Below are 20,091 nucleotides of genomic sequence, written 5' to 3' on the forward strand. Positions count from 1 at the left end.
GTCACTCGGTTGCGGTGTCGGGTTCGGCAGCCGGGGCATTGGCCGCTTCGGCCGGGGCTGACGGCGTGTCTGCGCCATCCGTCGGTGTTCCCTCGGGCACGGCAGCGCCGTCTTCCGTGCTGACCAGCCGACCGTCTTCCCACAGGCCCTGCACGATCCGCGCCTCGCGGTCTTGCGTGGCGGCATAGGTCATGGTGCCCGGTCCCTGACGGGTGCCGTTCACGAACTGGCCTTGGTAGACGTCGCCGTTGGCATAGGTCGCCCGACCGTCGCCGTTGATCTCGCCGCCTTGCCACTGGCCGGTATAGGTAAAGCCATCGGGCATCGTCAGTGTGCCCTCGCCTTCTCTCTGGCCTGCGACGAAATTGCCCTCGTAGACCGTTCCGTCGGCGTAGGTCGCAATGCCCTGTCCATGGCGCAACCCGTCCTGCCAACCGCCTTCGTAGCGGTAGCCATCGGTGTAGGTCATCACGCCTTGCCCATGCTGGCGGGCGTTCATGAACTGGCCTTCATAGACCAGCCCGTTGGCGTAGCGCGCAACGCCAAAGCCCTGAATCACCCCGTCGACCCATTCGCCTTCGTAGCTGGAGCCATCGGGATAGGTGATGGTGCCGCGCCCATGCGCAAGGTCGTCGCGGAAGGTGCCTTCGTAGACCGACCCATCGGGGTAGGTCACGCGGCCTTCGCCAGCGATGCGCCCGTCGATCCACTGGCCCACATAGAGGTAGCCGTCCGCGCCGCGGAATTCGCCCTGACCATGGCGGCGATCATTGGCGAAGGCCCCTTCGTAGCGGTCGCCATTGGCATAGCGCACGATACCGGTGCCTTGCCGTTGCCCGTTGACCAACTGGCCCTCGTAGACATCTCCGTTGGGCTGGGTGAGGGTGCCGGTGCCGTTGATCTGGCCATTGTCCCACTGGCCTTCGTAGATCACGCCGTCGGGCATTTCCAACCGGCCCTGACCCTGCCGCTGGCCACCTTCGAAATTGCCGTCATAAACCGCGCCGTCAGGGTAGGTGATCTGGCCATGCCCCTGTTTCAGCCCGTTTACCCACTGGCCTTCGTAGCGATAGCCATTGGGGCTGATCATGGTGCCGGTGCCGTGGTGCAGGGCATTTCGGAAGCCGCCCTCGTAGCGCACGCCGTTGGCGTAGATCGCAACGCCCTGGCCGTTTATGCGCCCCTCGGACCATTCACCTTCGTAGGTCGAGCCGTCGGCGAAGGTGATCGAGCCGACCCCTTCCGGGCGGCCCTCGGCAAAGCTGCCCTCGTAGACCGAGCCATCGGGGAAAACCGCGCGCCCCTGTCCGCGGATTTCTCCGTCGACCCATTCGCCGGTGTATTCATACCCGTTGGGCAGGCGATAGGTGCCGGTGCCATGCTGGACACCGTTGCGGAACGTGCCTTCGTAGATGCCGCCACCCTCGTATTGGTGAATCTCGACCTCGCCCGTGTCCTGCGCCATCGCGCCCCCGGACAGGACCAATGCGCAACAGCCCGCCGCGGCTAGCTGATGAAGGATGCCTCGTACTCCCTGGCTCACCTGTTTGCCCCCTTTGAGGTTGTGCATTGCCCGTCGCCACAGCAAACCTAGTGGAGGGCGCGAAGCCTCGCAATGTCTTTTGGCCCTCGTGGCTTGGCGGCGGGCGGTGATCTGCTAAAAGGCGTCCTCGAAGGCAAGACAGACGAGGCCCCATGTCCGACACTTTCCGAGTCACGCTCGCGCAGTTGAACGCCACCGTTGGCGCGCTGGACGCCAATGCCGCCAAGGCCCGCGCAGCCTGGGCCGAGGCAAAAGCCGCCGGGGCGGATTTCATCGCCTTCCCCGAGATGTTCGTCACAGGCTACCAGTTGCAGGATCTCGTGCAGAAACCTGCCTTCGCCGCCGATGTGCATCGTGTCCTGACCCAATTGGCCAGCCAGTGCGCCGATGGCCCGGCGATCGGGATCGGCGGCCCGTGGCAGGGGCCGGACAAACCGTTCAACGCCTATTTCATCCTTGAGGGGGGCGTGGTGAAGACGCAGGTGCTCAAACATCATCTGCCCACCTACAATGTCTTTGACGAGAAACGCTATTATCACGCTGGCGACCCGCAAGGCCCGGTGCAGATCGGCCCCGTCCGCATCGGCTTTCCGATCTGCGAGGATTGCTGGTTCGAGGATGTCTGCGAGACACTGGAAGAAACCGGGGCCGAGATCCTGATCGTTCCCAACGGCTCGCCCTACCATCGCGGCAAGATGAATGTGCGCCAGGCGGTCACCGTTTCGCGGGTGATCGAGACCGGGTTGCCGCTGGCCTATCTCAATCTCACCGGTGCACAGGACGACCAGGTTTTCGACGGGGCAAGCTTCGTGCTGAACCCCGGTGGCGAGTTAGCCGTGCAGATGCCGTTTTATGACGAAACCCTGACCCATGTCGATTTCACCCGCACCGCCGAGGGCTGGCGTGCAACGATTGGCGAAAAGGCCCATCTGCCCGACGCGTGGGAGGCCGATTATCGTTGCATGGTCGAGGCGGTGCGCGATTACATGCACAAGACCGGGTTCTCCAAGGTGGTCCTCGGGCTGTCGGGGGGCGTCGATTCTGCCCTCGTCGCGGTGATTGCCGCCGACGCCTTGGGGCCAGAAAACGTGCGCTGCGTGATGCTGCCCTCGGAATACACCTCGACCGAGTCGCTGGAAGATGCCGCCAGCGTCGCCGAGCGGCTTGGCACCCGCCTGGATACCGTGCCAATCACCGCCCCGCGCGCGGGCGTGACCGAAGCGTTGGCGGATCTCTTCGCAGGCACCGAACCGGGCATTGCCGAGGAAAACATCCAGTCGCGCCTGCGCGGCGTGATCCTGATGGCGCTCTCCAACAAGTTCGGGGAAATGCTGCTGACCACCGGCAACAAGTCCGAGGTCGCGGTCGGCTATGCCACGATCTATGGCGACATGGCCGGTGGCTATAACCCGATTAAGGATCTCTACAAGACCCGCGTCTTCGAGACCTGCCGCTGGCGCAACGCCAATCACCGCCCGTGGATGAATGGCCCCGAGGGCGAGGTCATCCCTGCGCGCGTCATCGACAAGCCGCCGACCGCAGAACTGCGCGAGAACCAGAAGGACGAGGACAGCCTGCCGCCCTACGAGGATCTGGACGTGATGCTGGAAATGCTGATCGACAAGGAGGCGTCCGTGGCCGACGTCGTCGCCATGGGCTATGACCGCGAGGCGGTGAAGAAAGTCGAACACCTCATCTACATCTCGGAATACAAGCGCTTCCAGTCCGCGCCCGGCGCCCGGCTGACCGAACGCGCCTTCTGGCTTGACCGGCGTTATCCCATCGTGAACAGGTGGCGGGATGAAGGAGAGTGAACTCAAGCACCGCAGAGCGTCTCCGCCGGTCGACGGTTCGAAGCTGCACCTTTCGCCGAACCCGACGACACAAATCGGGCTGACCTGCCTCGGCGCGTTCCTCGCCTATGTGTTGTTCCGCGAGTTGTCGGGACATCCGATGGCCATCCTGCGGGACAACATGGCCGCGCTGCCGATCATTTTGTTGTCACCGGGCGTGGTGCTTGCTGCATTTCTGGCGCCGTTCGGCAGCCCGCGTGTGGAAATTGATGCAGAAGGGGTGTTTGTCCGGCACTGGCGACGTTTCGACTGGAATGAATTCGAGGGCTTCTTGTCCATGAAACGCGGCCCCTTGCTCAACCGGGAAGAGGTGCTGGTCCTGAAGCTTGAGGCGTCCGCCCCGATTCCAGATGCGGGGCCGATCCGAACCCTGTTCAGGTGGGTTTCGCCCGTGTCCAGGCGCTCGCGGCAAATCTCGATAGGTGAGCGCAGTTTTGACGTGTCGATTGCCATACTGGAGAAAGCCATACGCGAAAATTCCGCTCTGGCAGGGCATCAACTTCGTGACATCAAAGGGTGGACCGGGGCAGATTGACCAGAGCGCAGGCCGTTCTGCCCGGCTTCGACCCTCTCCCTTCTTCTTGGCTCAAGCACTCCGGGGGGTCCGGGGGGCAGAGCCCCCCGGCGGGTCGGCGCCAAAGGCGCCGAAATAGCTGTCGCAACCTGACCCCGAGGTCGCATACCGGCGCGACCGCGGGAACCGGGTCCGGCACCGTCTCTCATCCCAAGAGACGCCAGCCCCATCATGATCCACATTCACACCGTTCCCGCCGCCTTCTCGCCGGAAGACTGCGCGCGCATCACCGCCATGGCCGAGGCCGCCCCCACGCAGGACGCGGGTCTCGTGCGCAATGCCACCGACCACAACCTGCGCCGGGCCGATCTGGTCTGGCTGGATGAGGTCGCGGGCAGCGACTGGGTGATGGACCGGATCATCGACCTCGTGCGCGAGGCCAACCGCGCGGTTTACGGCTATGACCTGACCGATTTCGCTGAATCCGCGCAGGTTGCCCGCTACGGCGCCGACCGCGAGGGCCATTTCGACTGGCATTCCGATATCGGCGACGGGCGGCTGGCGGCGAAGCGCAAGCTGACGATGGTGGTGCAATTGTCCGCGCCCACGGCCTATGGCGGCGGCAGGCTGGAACTGATGCCGGGTGCGGGGACCGTCACGGCAGAGCCTGCACAGGGCAGCGCAACGCTGTTTCCGTCTTTCGTGCTGCACCGGGTGACGCCGGTGACCGATGGCGAGCGCCGCTCGCTCACCATCTGGTGCCACGGACCCGCCTTTCGCTAAGCCGATCGGCCTGACGGTGCCTCCTGGGCTTTACATTATACGGACCCATACTATATCGGTCCGTATCTTGAACTCCGGACCCGGCCCTCATGAAATCCATCGCTCTCTTGCTGCACGAATCCGCCACGCTGATGAAGCGGGAGTTCGAACGCTGCGCGCGCCCGAACAACCTGACGCTGATGCAGTGGCGCATGTTGGGCGAACTCTCGCGCGAAGGCGCCATGCGGCAGACGGCGCTGATCGCGGCGTTGAACGCGCCTGCGATGACCGTCAGCGACGTGGCCGAACGGATGGAAAGGGCCGGGTTGATCCGGCGCGAGGCCGATCCCGAGGACAGCCGCGCCAAGTTGGTTGCCATCTCGGCTGAAGGTGAGGCGCTGGCGGCCAAGATGCGCGACATTTCCAACGGGGTGTTCGCCCGCGCCTTTGACGGGATCTCTGCCGACGATCTCGACCGGCTACAGCAGACCTTGGCCCGGATCACACAAAATCTCGACGAGACGCCGGCGACGGCGCAGGACAGGACCGAATGAACGCCGAATCCAAACCGATCAAGCCCGAGGCCGCCGCGCCCGCCCCGCAGCCAGAGACCAACGCCCCCCCGAACCCCGCAAGGAAGAAACGCCGTCGCGGGCTGATGCTGGTCGTTCCCGTCGCCATCGCGTTGGCGGGCGGTGGCGCCTATCTGTTGGGCGGTCGCTATGTCTCGACCGACAACGCCTATGTGCATCAACCGATGCTCTCGATCTCGTCGGACGTGGCCGGGCGCATTTCCGACGTGGATGTGCGCGAGAACCAGCAGGTTGCCTTGGGTGACACGATGTTCCGCCTCGACCCGGAACCCTACCAGATCGCCGTCGATCAGGCAGAGGCGGCGCTGGCCTCGGCCCGGCTGGCGGTGGTGCAGTTGCGCGCCAACTACGCTACGGCAGAAGCGCAGTTGCAGGCGGCAGAGAGCATTCTGGAAGTGCAGACCCGGGAACTGGAACGCCAGCAATCACTGACCGAACGCGGAATCAGCACGTCCGCCGCGCTGGACCAGGCGACGGTTGCGTCGCGCTCTGCCGCCAATAACGTGGATCTGGCGCGCCGTCAGGTCGAGGCCGCTGCGGCGGCCCTCGGCGGCGACCCCGAGATCGAAACCGATGCCCTGCCCAGTGTCCGCGCGGCGCTTGCGCAGCTCGACATCGCACAGCGCAATCTTGCGCATACCGAAATCCACGCGCCAAGCGCCGGGATCGTGTCGCAAGTCGAAAGCCTGAATGTCGGGCAGTTCGTGGGCGCGGGCACCGCAGTCGCCACGCTGGTCGATTCCGATCAGACGTGGATCGAGGCCAATTTCAAGGAAACCCAGCTGGATGGGCTGGAAGTCGGCCAACCGGTCGAAATCACCATCGACGCCTATCCCGGCCTGACCTTGCGCGGCACGCTGGAAAGCTTTGGCTCGGCCACCGGGTCGCAGTTTTCGCTGATCCCGGCGCAGAACGCGACCGGCAACTGGGTGAAAGTCGTGCAACGTATTGCCGTCCGTATCCGCATCGAAGATGACACCGACCACCCGCTGCGGGACGGGATGAGCGCCCATGTCAGCGTCGATACCGGCAACACCCATCTCGCCGACCTGCTATGAGCGCACCGGCCCTGTCCAAACCCAACCTGACCGTGGCGGCGCCCGGCTGGCTGACCGCCTCGATCATGTTGGCCACGATCATGCAGGTGCTCGACACCACGATTGCAAACGTGGCCTTGCCGCACATGGCCTCGTCCCTCGGAGCGACGCAGGAAGAAATCACTTGGGTTCTGACCTCGTATATCGTGTCCTCGGCCATTGCGACGCCGATGACCGGCTGGGTCGCGGACCGGTTCGGGCGGCGGATGGTGTTTGCTGCGGCCATCGCAGGCTTTACCGGCGCGTCACTGGCCTGCGGGATCGCCACCAGCTTGCCGGAAATGATCGTCTTCCGGGTCATCCAAGGGGTGACCGGCGCAGTTCTGATCCCCCTGTCGCAGGCGGTGCTTCTGGACATCAACCCGCGCGAGAAGGTCGGGCAGGCCATGGCCATCTATGGGGCCGGCATCATGGTGGGTCCGATCATCGGGCCAACGCTTGGGGGCTGGCTGACCGAAACCTTCAACTGGCGCTTCGTCTTTCTGGTGAACCTGCCCGTGGGACTGATCGCGTTGCTTGGCGTGCTGGCCTTTCTGCCGCGCGAAACCCCGCGGCACCGGCGTTTTGACATGTTCGGCTTTGCCATGCTGGCCGTTGCGGTCGGGGCCTTGCAACTGATGTTGGATCGGGGGCAGGCGGTGGACTGGTTCGACTCGCTCGAAACCTGGATCTATCTGGCGCTGATGATCTCTGGCGCGTGGGTCTTCGTGATCCATTCCCTTACGGCAGACGACCCGTTCGTGACTCCGGGCATGTTCCGCGACCGCAATTTCGTGATGGGGCTGCTGTTCATCTTCATCATCGGGATGACGATGTTTTCGGGCCTCGCGCTGCTGCCGCCGCTGTTGCAACGGTTGATGGGCTACCCGGTGATCGAGACCGGGATCGTCATGGCCCCGCGCGGGGTCGGGACGATGCTGTCGATGATCATCGTCGGGCGGCTCGTGTCCAAGATCGACCCGCGTTACCTGGTGCTCTTCGGCCTTGGGCTGACGGCATGGTCGCTGCACATGATGACCGGGTTCAGCCTGCAAATGGACTCGCGCCTGATCGTCACCTCGGGCGTGATGCAGGGGCTGGGGCTGGGGTTTGTCTTTGTGCCACTATCGACACTGACCTTCGCCACCATCGACGCCAAGTTCCGGGGCGACGCGACCGCGATGTTCAGCCTTGTGCGAAACGTCGGCTCCGGCGTCGGGATTTCGCTGGTGACGGTGGTGCTGTCGCGCATGTCCAGCGTGAACCACGAAGAGATCGGCTCGGCCCTGACCGCCACGGCGCCCCAAGTGCAGATGCAGGCGCCGGGGCTGGTGCAGGGCTCGCCGCTTTATACCCAGATTTTCGATGGCCTGGTCTCTCAGCAGGCCTACATGGTGGGCTATATCGACAACTTCTTCTTCATGATGCTGTTGACGCTGGCCGTGGTGCCGATCGCCTTCCTGCTGCGGAAACCATCTGCCGCCCCAGCCCCGCAAGAGTCCGCCCCGGCGATCGAATAACGGCTATGGCCCGTCGATGATGTTGCGCGGCCCGGCCCCCCGCCGGGCCGCAGTATCATCGGGGTTGTAGAGCGCGCAGGTCTTGAGCGACAGGCAGCCGCAGCCGATGCAGCCATCGAGCTTGTCCCTTGTGCGTTGCAACCGGGCGATCTGCGCATCCAACGCTTCCTTGAATCGACGGCTGATCTTTTCCCAATCGGCCTTGGTGGGGGTGCGTCTTTCTGGCAGGCTGGCCATCTCGGCACGGATCTCGGTCAGGGAAAGCCCCAACTCCTGCGCGATCTTGATGAAGGAAATCCGCCTTATGTCCGAGCGGCGGAATTGCCGTTGCCCGGCCTCTGTCCGGATGGGGTGCACCAGCCCCTCGGCCTCGTAATAGCGGATGGCCGATACCGCGACGCCAGTGCGCGCGGCGATCTTTCCGATGGGCAACATATCTGCGGCACGGCGCATTGAAAAACCTCTTGAGCTAAAGTCAACTTGAGGAATTAGACCATGCCTCACAGACCCGAATCAAGGAAAGGAAATTTGGATGAGCACCGCATTCCTCGAACATGTGAATGTCACCGTGACCGACCCCAAGGCCACGGCGCAATTGCTGTGTGACCTGTTCGGATGGCGCATCCGCTGGCAGGGCGATGCGATTTCGGGCGGCTACAGCGTGCATGTCGGCAATGATGACAGCTATGTCGCGGTCTATTCGCAGGGCGGAACGATGGACGCGCCCGACCGCTACCGGACGCCGGGCGCGCTCAATCACATCGGCGTGGTCGTCGAGGATATCGACGCAACCGAAACCAAGGTGCGAGAGGCGGGGTTCACGCCATTCAATCATGCCGACTACGAGCCTGGGCGGCGCTTTTACTTTGATGGGCCCGACATGATCGAGATCGAAGTCGTCAGCTACGCCTGAGGGCGGCCTTGCGCACAGGTCATTCCCACCAGCGGTCGATGCGGGCGATATCCGCGTCGGACCAGCCGAAATGGTGCGCCAGTTCATGGACAAGGATATGCGCCACAAGGGTGCCGAGCGGGATGTCCCCCCGGTCGGCCCATTCTTCCAGGATTGCGCGGCGGAACAGCCAGATCAGGTCTGGTCCGTTGGGCTGATCGAACACCGATTTCTCGGTCAGCGGGATACCTTCGTAAAGGCCCGTCAATTCGTAGGGGCTTTCGATCCCGAAAGCGTCGAGCATTTCGTCATTGGCGAAATCCTCGACCCGGATCACGACCTGCCGCGCCGCCTCGGCATAGGGCGGGGGCAGGGCGTCGCGCGCCAGATCGGCGAGACGTTCGACCTCGGCGAGGTCGGGTGGCGAAAGGGGGACCCAGTCGGTCATGCCTGTGTAGATGATCCAGCGCGCGGCATTTGCAAAGAGGTCAGCCCATCAATTGGCCCGATTCTGGCACCCACCGGAAGCCGTCCCCGCGGGTTTCGACAAAACCGATGCCGGGGAAGGGCATGTGATAGCCGATGGCGGGAATGCGGTCGGCGGCAAGCATGTCGAGCACGCGACGTCGGCTGGCGGCGGCCATCTCCTTGTCACTGTCGAACAGCACCTCCCACTCGGGATGGGCCAGCGACCAGACCGGGTGGTTGGCCAGATCGGCAAACAGCATCAGCCGCGCGCCCTGGCTTTCCAGATGATAGCCCATGTGGCCCGGCGTGTGACCATAGGCCTGCACGGAGGTGATGCCGCTGGCCACGTCCTGATCCGGTTCGAGAAAGGTCATGGAGTCGGCCAGCGGGCGCACCTTGGCCTCGAACCCGTCATTCCCGGTGCCTGCCCAGTGGTCGAACTCGGTTCTCCCGGTGACATAGCGCGCATTGGGGAAAGTGACGCCCGCCTCGCCCGACAGCCCGCCGATATGGTCGCCATGCATATGGGTCAGCACCACCGTATCGACCTGCTCGGCGGAATATCCCGCGTCGGTCAGTGCTGCGGTGATGCCTGCCGGGTTCAGGCCGGTGTCGAACAGGATCAACTCGGCCCCCGTATTGACCACGACCGGGGTAAAGTAGAATTGCGAGACGTCGGTCGACAGGAAATTCGCGGCGCTCACCTCGGCGAACTCTTCCTCGGACACGTTGGTCCCGAAAATACCCTGCGGGTTTTCCCGCGGAGTCGTGCCCGCCAGCAGCGTCGTCACTTCGAACCCGCCAAGCGTGAAGCGGCGGTGATGCGCGAAAGACGCGCCCATGCTGGGGGCCTCGGCGCGGGCGGCGCTGGAAAGGGCGCCCAGAAAGGGGGTGGCGAGGGACAATTTCATCATCGTGCGGCGGCTGAATTCGGTCATGTTTGGTCCTCCGGTTGAAATTCTTTGGCAAGAGGATAGGCCGATTTTTCCGGCTGGCGATGTTTTGCGCGCCTGCGACGGCAATGTCCCTTGATCGACCCCGGCCCAGAGAGATAGTTGGCCCATGACCCCCAAATTGCTGACCACCCTGCAAACCTATTCGCGGCCGCTTTTCGTGGGCGACCTGTTGGCCGGTGTGACCGTGGCCATGGTCGCGCTGCCGCTGAGCCTTGCCATCGCCATCGCCTCGGGGGCCGATCCGGCAACCGGCCTGATCACGGCGATCGTCGGCGGGTTCCTGATCTCGCTGTTGGGAGGCAGCCGGGTGCAGATCGGCGGGCCGACCGGGGCCTTTATCGTCGTTGTCTTCGGCGTCATCGCGGCGCATGGACATGACGGGCTGGTCTTGGCAACGCTGATGGCAGGGGGGCTGTTGCTGATTGCGGGGGCGCTGCGCGCGGGCAACCTGATTTCCTACATCCCCGAACCGGTGATCTACGGCTTCACCATCGGGATCGCGATCATCATTGGCACCAGCCAGCTCAAGGATTTCCTGGGTCTTACGGTCGCGGATCTGCCAGCCGAGTTCTTCGACAAGCTGCACGCCCTGTGGCTGTCGCGCGGCTCTTTGAACGTGGCCTCATTGGGGGTCGGGGCGGCGACCATTGTGCTGATCGTTGGCCTGCGCCGCCTGTTTCCGCGTTTTCCCGGTCTGATCGTGGCGGTGGCGCTCACTTCTGGCGCGGCCGTGCTGTTCGACCTGCCCGTCGATACCATCCGCTCGCGCTTTGGCGATCTGCCCGCGACCCTGCCGATGCCGCACCTGCCCGTGATCACCTATGGCCGGCTGGTCGAGCTTTTGCCCTCGGCCTTCGTCATCGCCTTCCTTGCGGGGGTGGAATCGCTCTTGTCCGCGATGGTGGCTGACCGCATGATCAACAGCCGCCACCGCTCCAACGCCGAAGTGCTGGCGCAGGGCGCGGCCAATATCGGATCGGCCCTGTTCGGCGGGCTGCCCGCGACCGGGGCCATCGCCCGGACGGCAACCAATGTGCGCGCCGGGGGCAAGACACCGGTGGCCGGGCTGGTTCATGCGCTCACGATCCTTGTGGTGATGATGGTGGCCGCACCGCTGGCGGGATACCTTGCGATGCCCGCATTGGCCGGGCTGCTGCTGGTCACCGCGTGGAACATGAGCGAGCCGCAGCACTGGCGCCATCATTTGAAATTGCCGGTGCCGGACCTGCTGCTGCTGCTGCTCACCCTTGTCCTGACCGTTGTCGCGGACCTGGCCGTGGCGATCGGGGTGGGGGTCGCCGTTGGTCTTGCGCTGCGGCTGCGCCGCCGCAACGTGCCGCCCGCCGACTGGCATACGCCCGACCGCTGAACATGTGGCCCCATGGACAAACGCCCGCGCTTGTGAAACAGGATCGCCCCGATCCGAAGGAGCTAGAGTCCCATGACCGTCACCCGTTTCGCCCCGTCCCCAACCGGGTATCTGCATGTCGGGAACCTGCGCACCGCGCTGTTCAACTTCCTGATCGCCAAGAAGGCGGGGGGAACGTTTATCCTGCGCCTCGACGATACCGACCCGGAGCGGTCGAAGCAGGAATACGCGGACCAGATCCAGCGCGACCTGGAATGGCTGGGGCTGACTTGGGACAAGATCGAGCGGCAGTCCGACCGGCTGGACCGCTATGCCACAGCTGCCGATGAGCTGCGCGACAAGGGGCGTTTCTACGAGGCGTGGGAAACGCCGACTGAACTGGACCTCAAGCGCAAGAAGCAACTGAACATGGGTCATCCGCCGGTCTATGACCGCGCCGCGCTGAACCTGACCGATGACGATAAGGCCAAGCTGCGGGCCGAGCGGGGGCAGGGCGTCTGGCGCTTCAAGCTCAATCAAGAACGCATCGAATGGACCGACGGTATCCTTGGCGACCTGTCGATTGACGCCGCCAGCGTATCGGACCCGGTGCTGATCCGGCAGGACGGGCAGGTGCTGTATACCATCGCCTCGGTGGTGGACGATACCGACATGGGCGTAACCAATGTTGTGCGCGGCTCGGACCATGTGACCAATACCGCGACGCAAATCCAGATCATGGAAGCGCTCGGGTTTTCCGCGCCGTCCTTCGCCCACCACTCCCTGCTGACCGGCCCGCAAGGCGAGGCGCTGTCGAAACGTCTTGGCACGCTGGCGCTGAAAGACCTGCGCGAAAACGGGGTGGAGCCGATGGCGCTTCTGTCCCACATGGCGCGGCTTGGCTCGTCGCAGCCGATCGAGCTGTGCGAAACAGTGGATGAGCTGGCCGAGGGATTCGACCTGACCCATTTCGGCTCGGCCCCCACCAAGTTCGACGTGGATGACCTCTATCCGCTGACTGCGCGCTACCTGCATTCCCAGCCCGTCACGGCCGTGGCCGACCAGATCGCCGAGATCGGGGTGCCGGCAGAGCTGGCCGAACCGTTCTGGACCATCGCACGCGAAAACATCACCACGCGCCACGACATTGCCGGTTGGTGGCACCTTTTCCGCGACGGCGCGACGCCGCTGATCGAGGAGGAGGACCGGGAGTTCATTGCGCAGGCCTTCGCCCTGCTGCCCGAGCCACCCTATACCGCGACAACGTGGAAAGAGTGGACCGATGCCGTCAAAGCCGAGACCGGCCGCAAGGGCAAGGGCCTGTTCATGCCGCTGCGCAAGGCCGTGACCGGGTTGGAGCGCGGGCCGGACATGGGCGACGTGATGCCCCTGCTTCAGAAAAAGCCCGCTCTCTAAGACCGCAGGCTGGTCTGTGCGCAGGCAGGGGATAGCCTTTGCCTGCCATTGCGCCATATACCCTTGCGACGAACAAGGAGGCGTGAATGGCGACGCAGAACGACCGGGCGGCGTTCCTTGACGGGAACCTTTTTCGCCACATCGCGGTGATGTCGCTGACCTCCTCGCTTGGCCTGATGGCCGTGTTCCTTGTCGATTTCGTCGACATGGTCTTCATCTCGATGCTGGGAAAGGCCGAACTGGCCGCCGCCGTCGGCTATGCTGGCGCGATCCTGTTCTTTACCTCGTCTTTCGGAATCGGCATGGCGATTGCCGCCGGGGCTTTGGTGGCCCGTGCGCTTGGGGCCGGAAACCGGGGCGAGGCGCGGATGCGGGCGACGACGGCACTTGCCTACGGGCTGGCTTTTGGCGCGGTTTTTGCCGCCATTGTCTGGAGCAACCTGGCCGGGTTGGTCAGCCTTGTCGGGGCCAGTGGCGAGACCCATGACCTTGCCGTGGGCTACCTGCAAATCGTGATCCCGAGTGTGCCGCTATTGCTGCTTGGCATGGTTGGCGGGGCGATCCTGCGGGCGCATGGCGCGGCGCGGCGGGCGATGATGGCCACCGTGATCGGCGGCGTGGTGAACGCGGTGCTCGATCCGATCCTGATTTTCGGGTTCGGCTGGGAATTGACTGGTGCTGCGCTGGCCAGCGTGGCCGCCCGGATTGCCATCGGGGTGGCTTCGATCCTGCCGATCCTACGCCACTATGGCGGTCTCGCACGTCCGGGCCCGGCGGAATTCGCAAGGGATTTCAAACCGATATTCACACTCGCCCTGCCTGCGATCCTGACCCAACTGGCGACGCCGATCGGGCAGGCTTATGTCACGCGGGCGATGGCGGAGTTCGGGGAAGAGGCGGTGGCGGGCATGGCCATCGTGGCGCGGCTGACGCCGGTGGCCTTCGGGACGATCTTTGCCCTGTCGGGCGCGATCGGGCCGATCGTGGGGCAGAACTACGGGGCCGGAGATCACCCGCGCGTGCGGCGGGCCTATCTGGACGGCATCCTGTTCACAGCGCTGATCGTCGGGGTCATCACGGCGCTTCTGTTCCTGCTGCGCGGGCCCATCGGGGCGCTTTTCCAGGTCGAGGGCGTGTCGCGCGAGATCCTTTACCTGTTCTGTGGCCCTCTGGCTTTAGCGTGGTTTTTCAATGGGATGATCTTCGTCTCGAACGCAACGTTCAACAATCTTGGCCACCCGTTCTATTCCACCGGCGTCAACTGGGGGCGCCATACGTTGGGCACCATTCCCTTCGTGATCCTGTTCTCGGGATGGTTCGGCGCGGCGGGTGTCCTGATCGGGCAGGCCGTGGGCGGGGTGCTGTTCGGGGGGCTGTCGGCGGCGCTGGCCTTGGGGGTGATCGCGCGCAAGGATCCAGCGAAACCCACGGCACCTTTCCTGCGTCAGGCGCGGTTGATCCAGTTGTTTTACAACCGCCGTTGAGGCCCCAATAGGGCCGTCGCCACCCGTACACCCCCTGTACACCCCCCGTACACCGGGCGTGCAGACAAATCGCCGATCCGGCCCGGTGCCGAGCGCGCGCGCCTCTCAGCGGGTGATGTGACGCACGTCCGACAGAACCACCGGGTCCAGCGGGGCCCCGTCGTCGGTCGCGGCATGTTCGTGAAAGGTGTTGTAGCCGGGCGGTACCAGCGTTCCCCGTTGGGCGGAGTCGAGGAAGATGAACTTGGTGGTGGCTGGCGTCAGCGCGAACCAGTTGGGATCGTCATAGGTCCCGCCGTAGATGCCAAGCTTGTCGGGCCAGCGCTGGAAGGTCAGGTTGGTTTTCGTTCCGCACTCGGCGCAGAAGTGCACATGGACCTCCTTGCCGCTGCCGCCGGACACATGGGTATAGACCTTGGGCGTGCCCCTGGTGACCCGAAACGCGCCGGTGTCGAAGATCGGTTCGATCATCATTTGGCTGCCGGTGGCTCTCTGGCAGAAATGGCAGCAACAGGCCGTCACCCACAAAGGATCACCGTCGGTCTCGTAGCGCAGGGCCCCGCAAATGCACCCGCCGGACTGCTTGCTCATGTCGCGCCTCCTTTTCAGCCAGTGATGGGGCAGGCTAACAGCCGACCCTGATCCGGTCGATGGCAGAAGCGACCGCATCCCGCGCAATGCCAAGGCTTGCAACGGGCCTGCCTCGGGGCTATACGCCCCCGGTGGCCCATATGGGACACAGACTCACAACCAAGAAATGCCGTGTTTGGCCCCGTGATCGCTTCGGGGGTCAGTTCCGGCGAAGGAGAAGCGACATGAAACTGAATGAACTGCGCGACAACCCCGGCGCAACCCCGAAGGCGAAACGCATTGCCCGTGGCCCCGGCTCTGGCAAAGGCAAGACCGCCGGTCGTGGTATCAAGGGTCAGAAATCCCGCTCGGGCGTGGCCCTGAACGGCTACGAAGGCGGCCAGATGCCGCTGTACCAGCGTCTGCCCAAGCGCGGCTTTACCAAGCCGAACCGCAAGCAGTTCGCCGTGGTCAACCTTGGCCTGATCCAGAAATTCGTCGATGACGGCAAGCTGGACGCCACGGTCGCCATCACCGAAGATGCGCTGGTCGCCTCCGGCCTGGTGCGCCGCAAGCTGGACGGTGTGCGGGTTCTGGCCAAGGGCGACGTGTCGGCCAAGCTGAACATCACCGTGACGGGCGCGTCCAAATCCGCCGTTGAAGCGGTCGAGAAAGCGGGCGGCAGCCTGACCGTTGCAGCAGCGGCTGCGGCGGAATAACTCGCCTGTCGGGCCCCGGCCCGATCTTCGCTTGTGAGCGGTAACTGAACCGCTTACATCTGGGCTAAGTTCTTCCCGCGCCGCGAGATCGAACACGATTTCGCGGCGCTGTGCATTGAGAGAGACGCTATGGCATCCGCTGCAGAGCAAATGGCTGCGAACCTGAGCTGGAGCACCTTCGGTAAAGCGACCGAACTGCGCCAGCGCATCCTGTTTACCGTCGGCCTCCTGATCATCTACCGCCTCGGCACCTATATCCCGGTTCCCGGGATCGACGGTGGCGCGTTGCGCGATTTCATGGAGCAGGCCGCAGCCGGTCTGGGTGGGGTCATCAACCTGTTTACCGGCGGCGCGATCGGGCGGATGGGGGTCTTTGCCCTCGGCATCATGCCCTATATCTCGGCCTCGATCATCGTGCAGCTGATGACATCGCTGGTGCCCTCGCTGGAAGCGTTGAAGAAGGAAGGCGAGCAGGGCCGCAAGAAGATCAACCAATATACCCGCTACGGCACGGTGCTGCTGGCAACCTTCCAGGCTTATGGTCTGGCAGTCAGCCTTGAAGCAGGCAGCCTTGTGACCGATCCGGGCTGGTTCTTCCGCGCGGGCTGTGTCGTGACGCTGGTCGGTGGCACCATGTTCCTGATGTGGCTGGGTGAACAGATCACGCAGCGCGGCATTGGGAATGGCGTGTCGTTGATCATCTTCGTGGGCATCATCGCCGGTATCCCCGGTGCGCTGGCCCAGTTCTTTGAAAGCGGCCGCTCGGGCGGCATGTCGGCACCGGTTATCATCGGGGTCATCGCGATGGTTCTGCTGACCCTGACCTTCGTGGTGTTCATGGAGCGAAGTCTGCGCAAGATCCATATTCAGTATCCCCGCCGTCAGGTGGGCATGAAGGTCTATGACGGCGGCACCTCGCACCTGCCGATCAAGGTGAACCCGGCGGGCGTGATCCCGGCGATCTTCGCCTCTTCGCTGCTGCTGCTGCCGACCACGATCAGCACCTTCTCGGGCACGTCGGCCGGTCCGGTCATGACTTGGATCCTGGCCATGTTTGGCCCCGGCCAGCCGCTTTACCTGCTTTTCTTCGGCGCCATGATCGTGTTCTTCACCTATTTCTACACGCATAACGTGTCGTTCAAGACCGAGGACGTGGCCGACAACCTGAAGAGCCAGAACGGCTTTGTGCCCGGTATTCGCCCCGGTCCGAAGACCGCCGAATACCTCGAATTCGTGGTCAACCGCGTTCTGGTGCTCGGATCGGGCTATCTGGCGCTGGTGGTGCTGCTGCCCGAGATCATCCGCACCCAGTTGGGCGTGACGGCATATTTTGGCGGTACGTCGATCCTGATTGTCGTCTCGGTCGGCATGGACACGGTGCAACAGGTTCAGTCGCATCTGCTGGCGCACCAGTATGAGGGGCTGATCGAAAAATCGCAGCTGCGCGGACGCAAGTCCGGCGGCTCCCGCAACAAGCGCAAGGGGCCCGCTCGTCGATGAATATCATTCTGCTTGGACCGCCCGGTGCCGGCAAAGGCACTCAAGCCCGTCTGTTGGTTGAAGAACGCAAGATGGTGCAGCTCTCGACCGGGGACATGCTGCGCGATGCGCAGAAATCCGGAACCGAAATGGGCAAGCGCGTCGCCGAAGTCATGGCACGCGGCGACCTCGTTACCGACGAGATCGTGATCGGCCTGATCGAAGAGCAATTGACCACGAGCAGCGGCAAGGGCTTCATCTTCGACGGCTTCCCGCGCACGCTGGCCCAGGCCGACGCGCTGGAGGCGCTTTTGACCAAGGTCGGCAAAAGCCTGTCGGCCGTGATCGAAATGCGGGTTGATGACGAGGCGCTGGTGGAGCGGATCACGGCGCGCTCGACCTGCGCGTCTTGCGGTGAGGTCTATAACGACAACACCAAGCCGATCCCCGAGGATGGCAAATGCTCGAATTGCGGTGCCACCGAGTTCAAGCGCCGGGCCGACGACAATGAAGACAGCCTGAAGACGCGCTTGATGGAGTATTACAAGAAGACGTCGCCGCTGATCGGGTATTATTATGCCAAGGGCAAGCTGCGCCCCGTCGATGGCATGGGGTCGCTCGCCGAGGTTCGTCACGAGATCGAGATTCAGCTGAACTGATCGTGTTTGCGCGGGGCTGCGCACCGGCCTCGCCGACGACTTGCAGGGCGCAGCGGAAAATCCCTTGACAGGGAAGAGACGCCTCTTGACCCGCTTTGCAAATCAGCCTAGGTGCAGGCTTCCCTTATGGGAATCGCGAGAATAGACGGGACTCGCACCCGCATTTCCCTCGCTGTCATTTGTTCGATGGCCCGCAGGCTGACGCCTCGGGCCTTCGGTTGTGAAAAAAGGTTCTGGGACTACGGAACCGCAACGGAAAAGGAAACCTTACGTGGCACGTATTGCTGGCGTGAACATCCCCACCGCCAAGCGCGTCCCCATCGCGCTGACCTATATCACTGGCATTGGCCCCTCGTCGGCCAAGTCGATCTGCGAAGCCGTGAACATCGACGAATCGCGTCGTGTGAACGAGCTGTCGGACGCCGAAGTTCTGGCAATCCGCGAGCATATCGACGCCAACTTCACCGTCGAAGGCGACCTGCGCCGTGAAACGCAGATGAACGTCAAGCGCCTGATGGACCTCGGCTGCTACCGCGGCCTGCGTCACCGCCGCAACCTGCCGGTTCGCGGCCAGCGCACCCATACCAACGCTCGCACCCGCAAAGGCCCCGCAAAGGCCATTGCCGGTAAGAAGAAATAAGGGAGGGTTCGTATAATGGCTCGTGACAAAAGGTCCCCGAAGCGCAAAGAGCGCAAGAACATCGCCGCCGGCGTGGCGCATGTGAACAGCTCTTTCAACAACACCAAGATCCTGATTTCCGACGTGCAGGGCAACGCCATTTCGTGGTCGTCCGCTGGCACCATGGGCTTCAAGGGCTCGCGCAAATCCACCCCCTATGCCGCGCAGATGGCCGCAGAAGATGCGGGCCGCAAGGCACAGGAACACGGCGTGAAAACGCTGGAAGTGGAAGTGCAGGGCCCCGGTTCCGGTCGTGAAAGCGCACTGCGCGCGCTGGCGGCTGCCGGGTTCAACATCACCTCGATCCGTGACGTGACCCCGATCGCCCACAACGGCTGCCGTCCGCCGAAGCGCCGTCGCGTCTGATTTCCGTATATTTCCAGCGGGCCGTGTGACACCACGCGGCCCGCTGGTTTGTCATTTTGATCCTCGAGCGTTCCGGGCATGGATCCGCCCGCGAACAGGAATGGAGGCGACACATGATCCACAAGAATTGGCAGGAACTTATCAAGCCCACGCAGCTTGCCGTGACTCCGGGCAACGACCCGGCACGCCAGGCGACCGTCGTCGCTGAACCGCTGGAGCGGGGCTTTGGCCTGACGCTCGGCAATGCGCTGCGCCGTGTGCTGATGTCGTCGCTTCAGGGCGCCGCCATCACCAGTGTCCAGATCGACAACGTGCTGCACGAGTTTTCCTCGGTCGCCGGTGTGCGCGAGGATGTGACCGACGTCGTCCTGAACCTCAAGGGCGTGTCGCTGAAAATGGACGTCGAGGGCCCCAAGCGGGTGTCGATCTCGGCCAAGGGCCCCAAGGTTGTCACCGCTGGTGACATCTCGGAATCCGCCGGTATCGAGGTTCTGAACCGCGATCACGTGATTTGCCACCTCGACGATGGGGCCGACCTGTTTGTCGAGCTGACCGTGAACACCGGCAAGGGCTATGTCGCAGCCGACAAGAACCGCCCCGAGGATGCGCCCATTGGCCTGATCTCGATCGACGCGATCTATTCGCCGGTCAAGAAAGTGTCCTATGACGTGCAGCCGACCCGGGAAGGTCAGGTTCTCGACTATGACAAGCTGACGCTGAAACTGGAAACCGACGGCTCCGTCACGCCGGAAGATGCCGTGGCCTATGCCGCGCGCATCCTTCAGGACCAGTTGCAGATTTTCGTCAACTTCGACGAGCCCGAGGCCGCTGGCCGTCAGGACGACGAGGACGATCTGGAGTTCAACCCGCTGCTGCTGAAGAAGGTCGACGAGTTGGAACTCTCGGTCCGTTCGGCAAACTGCCTGAAGAACGACAACATCGTTTATATCGGCGACCTGATCCAGAAGACCGAAGCCGAGATGCTGCGCACCCCGAACTTCGGCCGCAAATCGCTGAACGAGATCAAGGAAGTGCTGTCCGGTATGGGGCTGCACCTGGGTATGGACATCATCGACTGGCCCCCCGACAACATCGAGGACCTGGCGAAGAAGTTCGAAGACAACTTTTGATGGTGGGATGAAATCCCACCCTACCGCATTGCGGTAGGGTGGCCCCCATCGCCCTTGGGCAATT

At 63.5% G+C, this 20,091-nt stretch carries 21 protein-coding genes; 16 read left to right on the plus strand and 5 right to left on the minus strand.

The features are described 5' to 3' along the window. Position 1 precedes the first annotated feature (1 nt). Positions 2-1,465 carry a 2-isopropylmalate synthase gene (locus tag BKY27_RS03335; RefSeq protein WP_071673029.1) on the minus strand — a complete coding sequence of 488 codons (1,464 nt, stop codon included), beginning with the start codon at positions 1,463-1,465 and terminating at the stop codon, positions 2-4. A 230-nt stretch (positions 1,466-1,695) separates the two neighbouring features. On the opposite strand from BKY27_RS03335, the gene BKY27_RS03340 reads away from it, so the two are divergent. The 6 genes from BKY27_RS03340 to BKY27_RS03365 all read left to right on the plus strand — a co-directional run bounded on the left by BKY27_RS03340 (position 1,696) and on the right by BKY27_RS03365 (position 7,861). Continuing rightward, positions 1,696-3,357, plus strand: coding sequence for an NAD+ synthase (locus BKY27_RS03340; protein WP_071673030.1), 1,662 nt, complete (start codon positions 1,696-1,698; stop codon positions 3,355-3,357). Further along, positions 3,344-3,931, plus strand: a complete 588-nt coding sequence (locus tag BKY27_RS03345; RefSeq protein WP_071673031.1) for a hypothetical protein — start codon at positions 3,344-3,346, stop codon at positions 3,929-3,931. Before BKY27_RS03340 ends, BKY27_RS03345 begins: the two co-directional genes overlap by 14 nt. A 210-nt stretch (positions 3,932-4,141) precedes the next feature. After that, positions 4,142-4,693 (plus strand): 2OG-Fe(II) oxygenase, encoded by a 552-nt coding sequence (locus BKY27_RS03350; RefSeq protein ID WP_071673032.1) that lies wholly within the window; start codon positions 4,142-4,144, stop codon positions 4,691-4,693. A gap of 89 nt (positions 4,694-4,782) precedes the next feature. Further along, positions 4,783-5,226: a MarR family winged helix-turn-helix transcriptional regulator gene (locus tag BKY27_RS03355; RefSeq protein WP_071673033.1), complete on the plus strand. Its 444-nt coding sequence runs from the start codon at positions 4,783-4,785 to the stop codon at positions 5,224-5,226. After that, a complete protein-coding gene (locus BKY27_RS03360; RefSeq protein WP_071673034.1) occupies positions 5,223-6,323 on the plus strand; it encodes an HlyD family secretion protein in 1,101 nt (366 codons plus the stop codon). The genes BKY27_RS03355 and BKY27_RS03360 overlap by 4 nt, the downstream gene beginning before the upstream one ends. Next, a complete protein-coding gene (locus tag BKY27_RS03365) occupies positions 6,320-7,861 on the plus strand; it encodes a DHA2 family efflux MFS transporter permease subunit (RefSeq protein WP_071673035.1) in 1,542 nt (513 codons plus the stop codon). Before BKY27_RS03360 ends, BKY27_RS03365 begins: the two co-directional genes overlap by 4 nt. A gap of 3 nt (positions 7,862-7,864) precedes the next feature. On the opposite strand, the gene soxR is transcribed toward BKY27_RS03365, so the two are convergent. After that, positions 7,865-8,314 carry a redox-sensitive transcriptional activator SoxR gene (soxR, locus tag BKY27_RS03370; protein WP_071673036.1) on the minus strand — a complete coding sequence of 150 codons (450 nt, stop codon included), beginning with the start codon at positions 8,312-8,314 and terminating at the stop codon, positions 7,865-7,867. Between the two features lie 79 nt (positions 8,315-8,393). On the opposite strand from soxR, the gene BKY27_RS03375 reads away from it, so the two are divergent. Beyond that, positions 8,394-8,774 (plus strand): VOC family protein, encoded by a 381-nt coding sequence (locus BKY27_RS03375; protein WP_071673037.1) that lies wholly within the window; start codon positions 8,394-8,396, stop codon positions 8,772-8,774. Between the two features lie 19 nt (positions 8,775-8,793). Here the strand turns inward: BKY27_RS03375 and BKY27_RS03380 are convergent, their stop codons facing one another. Together BKY27_RS03380 and BKY27_RS03385 are read right to left on the minus strand one after the other, a co-directional pair. Beyond that, complete coding sequence (locus BKY27_RS03380) at positions 8,794-9,201, minus strand: metallopeptidase family protein (protein WP_071673038.1); 408 nt, start codon at positions 9,199-9,201, stop codon at positions 8,794-8,796. 40 nt (positions 9,202-9,241) lie between these two features. Then, entirely contained in the window at positions 9,242-10,159 is a 918-nt protein-coding gene (locus BKY27_RS03385; protein WP_071673039.1) for an MBL fold metallo-hydrolase, read from the minus strand. 124 nt (positions 10,160-10,283) lie between these two features. Between BKY27_RS03385 and BKY27_RS03390 the strand changes: the two genes are divergently transcribed. The 3 genes from BKY27_RS03390 to BKY27_RS03400 all read left to right on the plus strand — a co-directional run bounded on the left by BKY27_RS03390 (position 10,284) and on the right by BKY27_RS03400 (position 14,425). Next, positions 10,284-11,546 (plus strand): SulP family inorganic anion transporter, encoded by a 1,263-nt coding sequence (locus BKY27_RS03390; RefSeq protein WP_071673040.1) that lies wholly within the window; start codon positions 10,284-10,286, stop codon positions 11,544-11,546. Positions 11,547-11,618: 72 nt separating this feature from the next. Beyond that, positions 11,619-12,941, plus strand: a complete 1,323-nt coding sequence (gltX, locus tag BKY27_RS03395; protein ID WP_071673041.1) for a glutamate--tRNA ligase — start codon at positions 11,619-11,621, stop codon at positions 12,939-12,941. An 86-nt stretch (positions 12,942-13,027) separates the two neighbouring features. Then, positions 13,028-14,425: an MATE family efflux transporter gene (locus BKY27_RS03400; protein WP_071673042.1), complete on the plus strand. Its 1,398-nt coding sequence runs from the start codon at positions 13,028-13,030 to the stop codon at positions 14,423-14,425. A 105-nt stretch (positions 14,426-14,530) separates the two neighbouring features. On the opposite strand, the gene BKY27_RS03405 is transcribed toward BKY27_RS03400, so the two are convergent. After that, entirely contained in the window at positions 14,531-15,016 is a 486-nt protein-coding gene (locus BKY27_RS03405) for a GFA family protein (RefSeq protein WP_071673043.1), read from the minus strand. Between the two features lie 224 nt (positions 15,017-15,240). Between BKY27_RS03405 and rplO the strand changes: the two genes are divergently transcribed. The 6 genes from rplO (at position 15,241) to BKY27_RS03435 (ending at position 20,027) form a co-directional block, all read left to right on the plus strand. Further along, entirely contained in the window at positions 15,241-15,714 is a 474-nt protein-coding gene (gene rplO, locus BKY27_RS03410) for a 50S ribosomal protein L15 (RefSeq protein ID WP_071673044.1), read from the plus strand. Positions 15,715-15,843: 129 nt separating this feature from the next. Further along, positions 15,844-17,214, plus strand: a complete 1,371-nt coding sequence (gene secY, locus BKY27_RS03415; protein WP_071673045.1) for a preprotein translocase subunit SecY — start codon at positions 15,844-15,846, stop codon at positions 17,212-17,214. Continuing rightward, positions 17,211-17,852, plus strand: coding sequence for an adenylate kinase (locus BKY27_RS03420; RefSeq protein WP_071673046.1), 642 nt, complete (start codon positions 17,211-17,213; stop codon positions 17,850-17,852). Before secY ends, BKY27_RS03420 begins: the two co-directional genes overlap by 4 nt. A gap of 271 nt (positions 17,853-18,123) precedes the next feature. Beyond that, on the plus strand, positions 18,124-18,492 hold the full coding sequence (rpsM, locus tag BKY27_RS03425; protein WP_071673047.1) for a 30S ribosomal protein S13: 369 nt from the start codon (positions 18,124-18,126) through the stop codon (positions 18,490-18,492). A 15-nt stretch (positions 18,493-18,507) separates the two neighbouring features. Next, on the plus strand, positions 18,508-18,897 hold the full coding sequence (gene rpsK / locus BKY27_RS03430; protein WP_071673048.1) for a 30S ribosomal protein S11: 390 nt from the start codon (positions 18,508-18,510) through the stop codon (positions 18,895-18,897). A 113-nt stretch (positions 18,898-19,010) separates the two neighbouring features. Continuing rightward, positions 19,011-20,027 (plus strand): DNA-directed RNA polymerase subunit alpha, encoded by a 1,017-nt coding sequence (locus tag BKY27_RS03435; protein ID WP_071673049.1) that lies wholly within the window; start codon positions 19,011-19,013, stop codon positions 20,025-20,027. Positions 20,028-20,091: the final 64 nt, after the last annotated feature.

Source organism: Nioella nitratireducens, assembly GCF_001879715.1.
Taxonomy (GTDB): domain Bacteria; phylum Pseudomonadota; class Alphaproteobacteria; order Rhodobacterales; family Rhodobacteraceae; genus Nioella; species Nioella nitratireducens.

What these genes read in the sequence shown, in the direction of transcription:
- BKY27_RS03335 (WP_071673029.1), bottom strand. Translation starts at nt 1,465, where the DNA reads ATGGCGCAGGACACGGGCGAGGTCGAGATTCACCAATACGAGGGTGGC.
- BKY27_RS03340 (WP_071673030.1), top strand. Translation starts at nt 1,696, where the DNA reads ATGTCCGACACTTTCCGAGTCACGCTCGCGCAGTTGAACGCCACCGTT.
- BKY27_RS03345 (WP_071673031.1), top strand. Translation starts at nt 3,344, where the DNA reads ATGAAGGAGAGTGAACTCAAGCACCGCAGAGCGTCTCCGCCGGTCGAC.
- BKY27_RS03350 (WP_071673032.1), top strand. Translation starts at nt 4,142, where the DNA reads ATGATCCACATTCACACCGTTCCCGCCGCCTTCTCGCCGGAAGACTGC.
- BKY27_RS03355 (WP_071673033.1), top strand. Translation starts at nt 4,783, where the DNA reads ATGAAATCCATCGCTCTCTTGCTGCACGAATCCGCCACGCTGATGAAG.
- BKY27_RS03360 (WP_071673034.1), top strand. Translation starts at nt 5,223, where the DNA reads ATGAACGCCGAATCCAAACCGATCAAGCCCGAGGCCGCCGCGCCCGCC.
- BKY27_RS03365 (WP_071673035.1), top strand. Translation starts at nt 6,320, where the DNA reads ATGAGCGCACCGGCCCTGTCCAAACCCAACCTGACCGTGGCGGCGCCC.
- soxR (WP_071673036.1), bottom strand. Translation starts at nt 8,314, where the DNA reads ATGCGCCGTGCCGCAGATATGTTGCCCATCGGAAAGATCGCCGCGCGC.
- BKY27_RS03375 (WP_071673037.1), top strand. Translation starts at nt 8,394, where the DNA reads ATGAGCACCGCATTCCTCGAACATGTGAATGTCACCGTGACCGACCCC.
- BKY27_RS03380 (WP_071673038.1), bottom strand. Translation starts at nt 9,201, where the DNA reads ATGACCGACTGGGTCCCCCTTTCGCCACCCGACCTCGCCGAGGTCGAA.
- BKY27_RS03385 (WP_071673039.1), bottom strand. Translation starts at nt 10,159, where the DNA reads ATGACCGAATTCAGCCGCCGCACGATGATGAAATTGTCCCTCGCCACC.
- BKY27_RS03390 (WP_071673040.1), top strand. Translation starts at nt 10,284, where the DNA reads ATGACCCCCAAATTGCTGACCACCCTGCAAACCTATTCGCGGCCGCTT.
- gltX (WP_071673041.1), top strand. Translation starts at nt 11,619, where the DNA reads ATGACCGTCACCCGTTTCGCCCCGTCCCCAACCGGGTATCTGCATGTC.
- BKY27_RS03400 (WP_071673042.1), top strand. Translation starts at nt 13,028, where the DNA reads ATGGCGACGCAGAACGACCGGGCGGCGTTCCTTGACGGGAACCTTTTT.
- BKY27_RS03405 (WP_071673043.1), bottom strand. Translation starts at nt 15,016, where the DNA reads ATGAGCAAGCAGTCCGGCGGGTGCATTTGCGGGGCCCTGCGCTACGAG.
- rplO (WP_071673044.1), top strand. Translation starts at nt 15,241, where the DNA reads ATGAAACTGAATGAACTGCGCGACAACCCCGGCGCAACCCCGAAGGCG.
- secY (WP_071673045.1), top strand. Translation starts at nt 15,844, where the DNA reads ATGGCATCCGCTGCAGAGCAAATGGCTGCGAACCTGAGCTGGAGCACC.
- BKY27_RS03420 (WP_071673046.1), top strand. Translation starts at nt 17,211, where the DNA reads ATGAATATCATTCTGCTTGGACCGCCCGGTGCCGGCAAAGGCACTCAA.
- rpsK (WP_071673048.1), top strand. Translation starts at nt 18,508, where the DNA reads ATGGCTCGTGACAAAAGGTCCCCGAAGCGCAAAGAGCGCAAGAACATC.
- BKY27_RS03435 (WP_071673049.1), top strand. Translation starts at nt 19,011, where the DNA reads ATGATCCACAAGAATTGGCAGGAACTTATCAAGCCCACGCAGCTTGCC.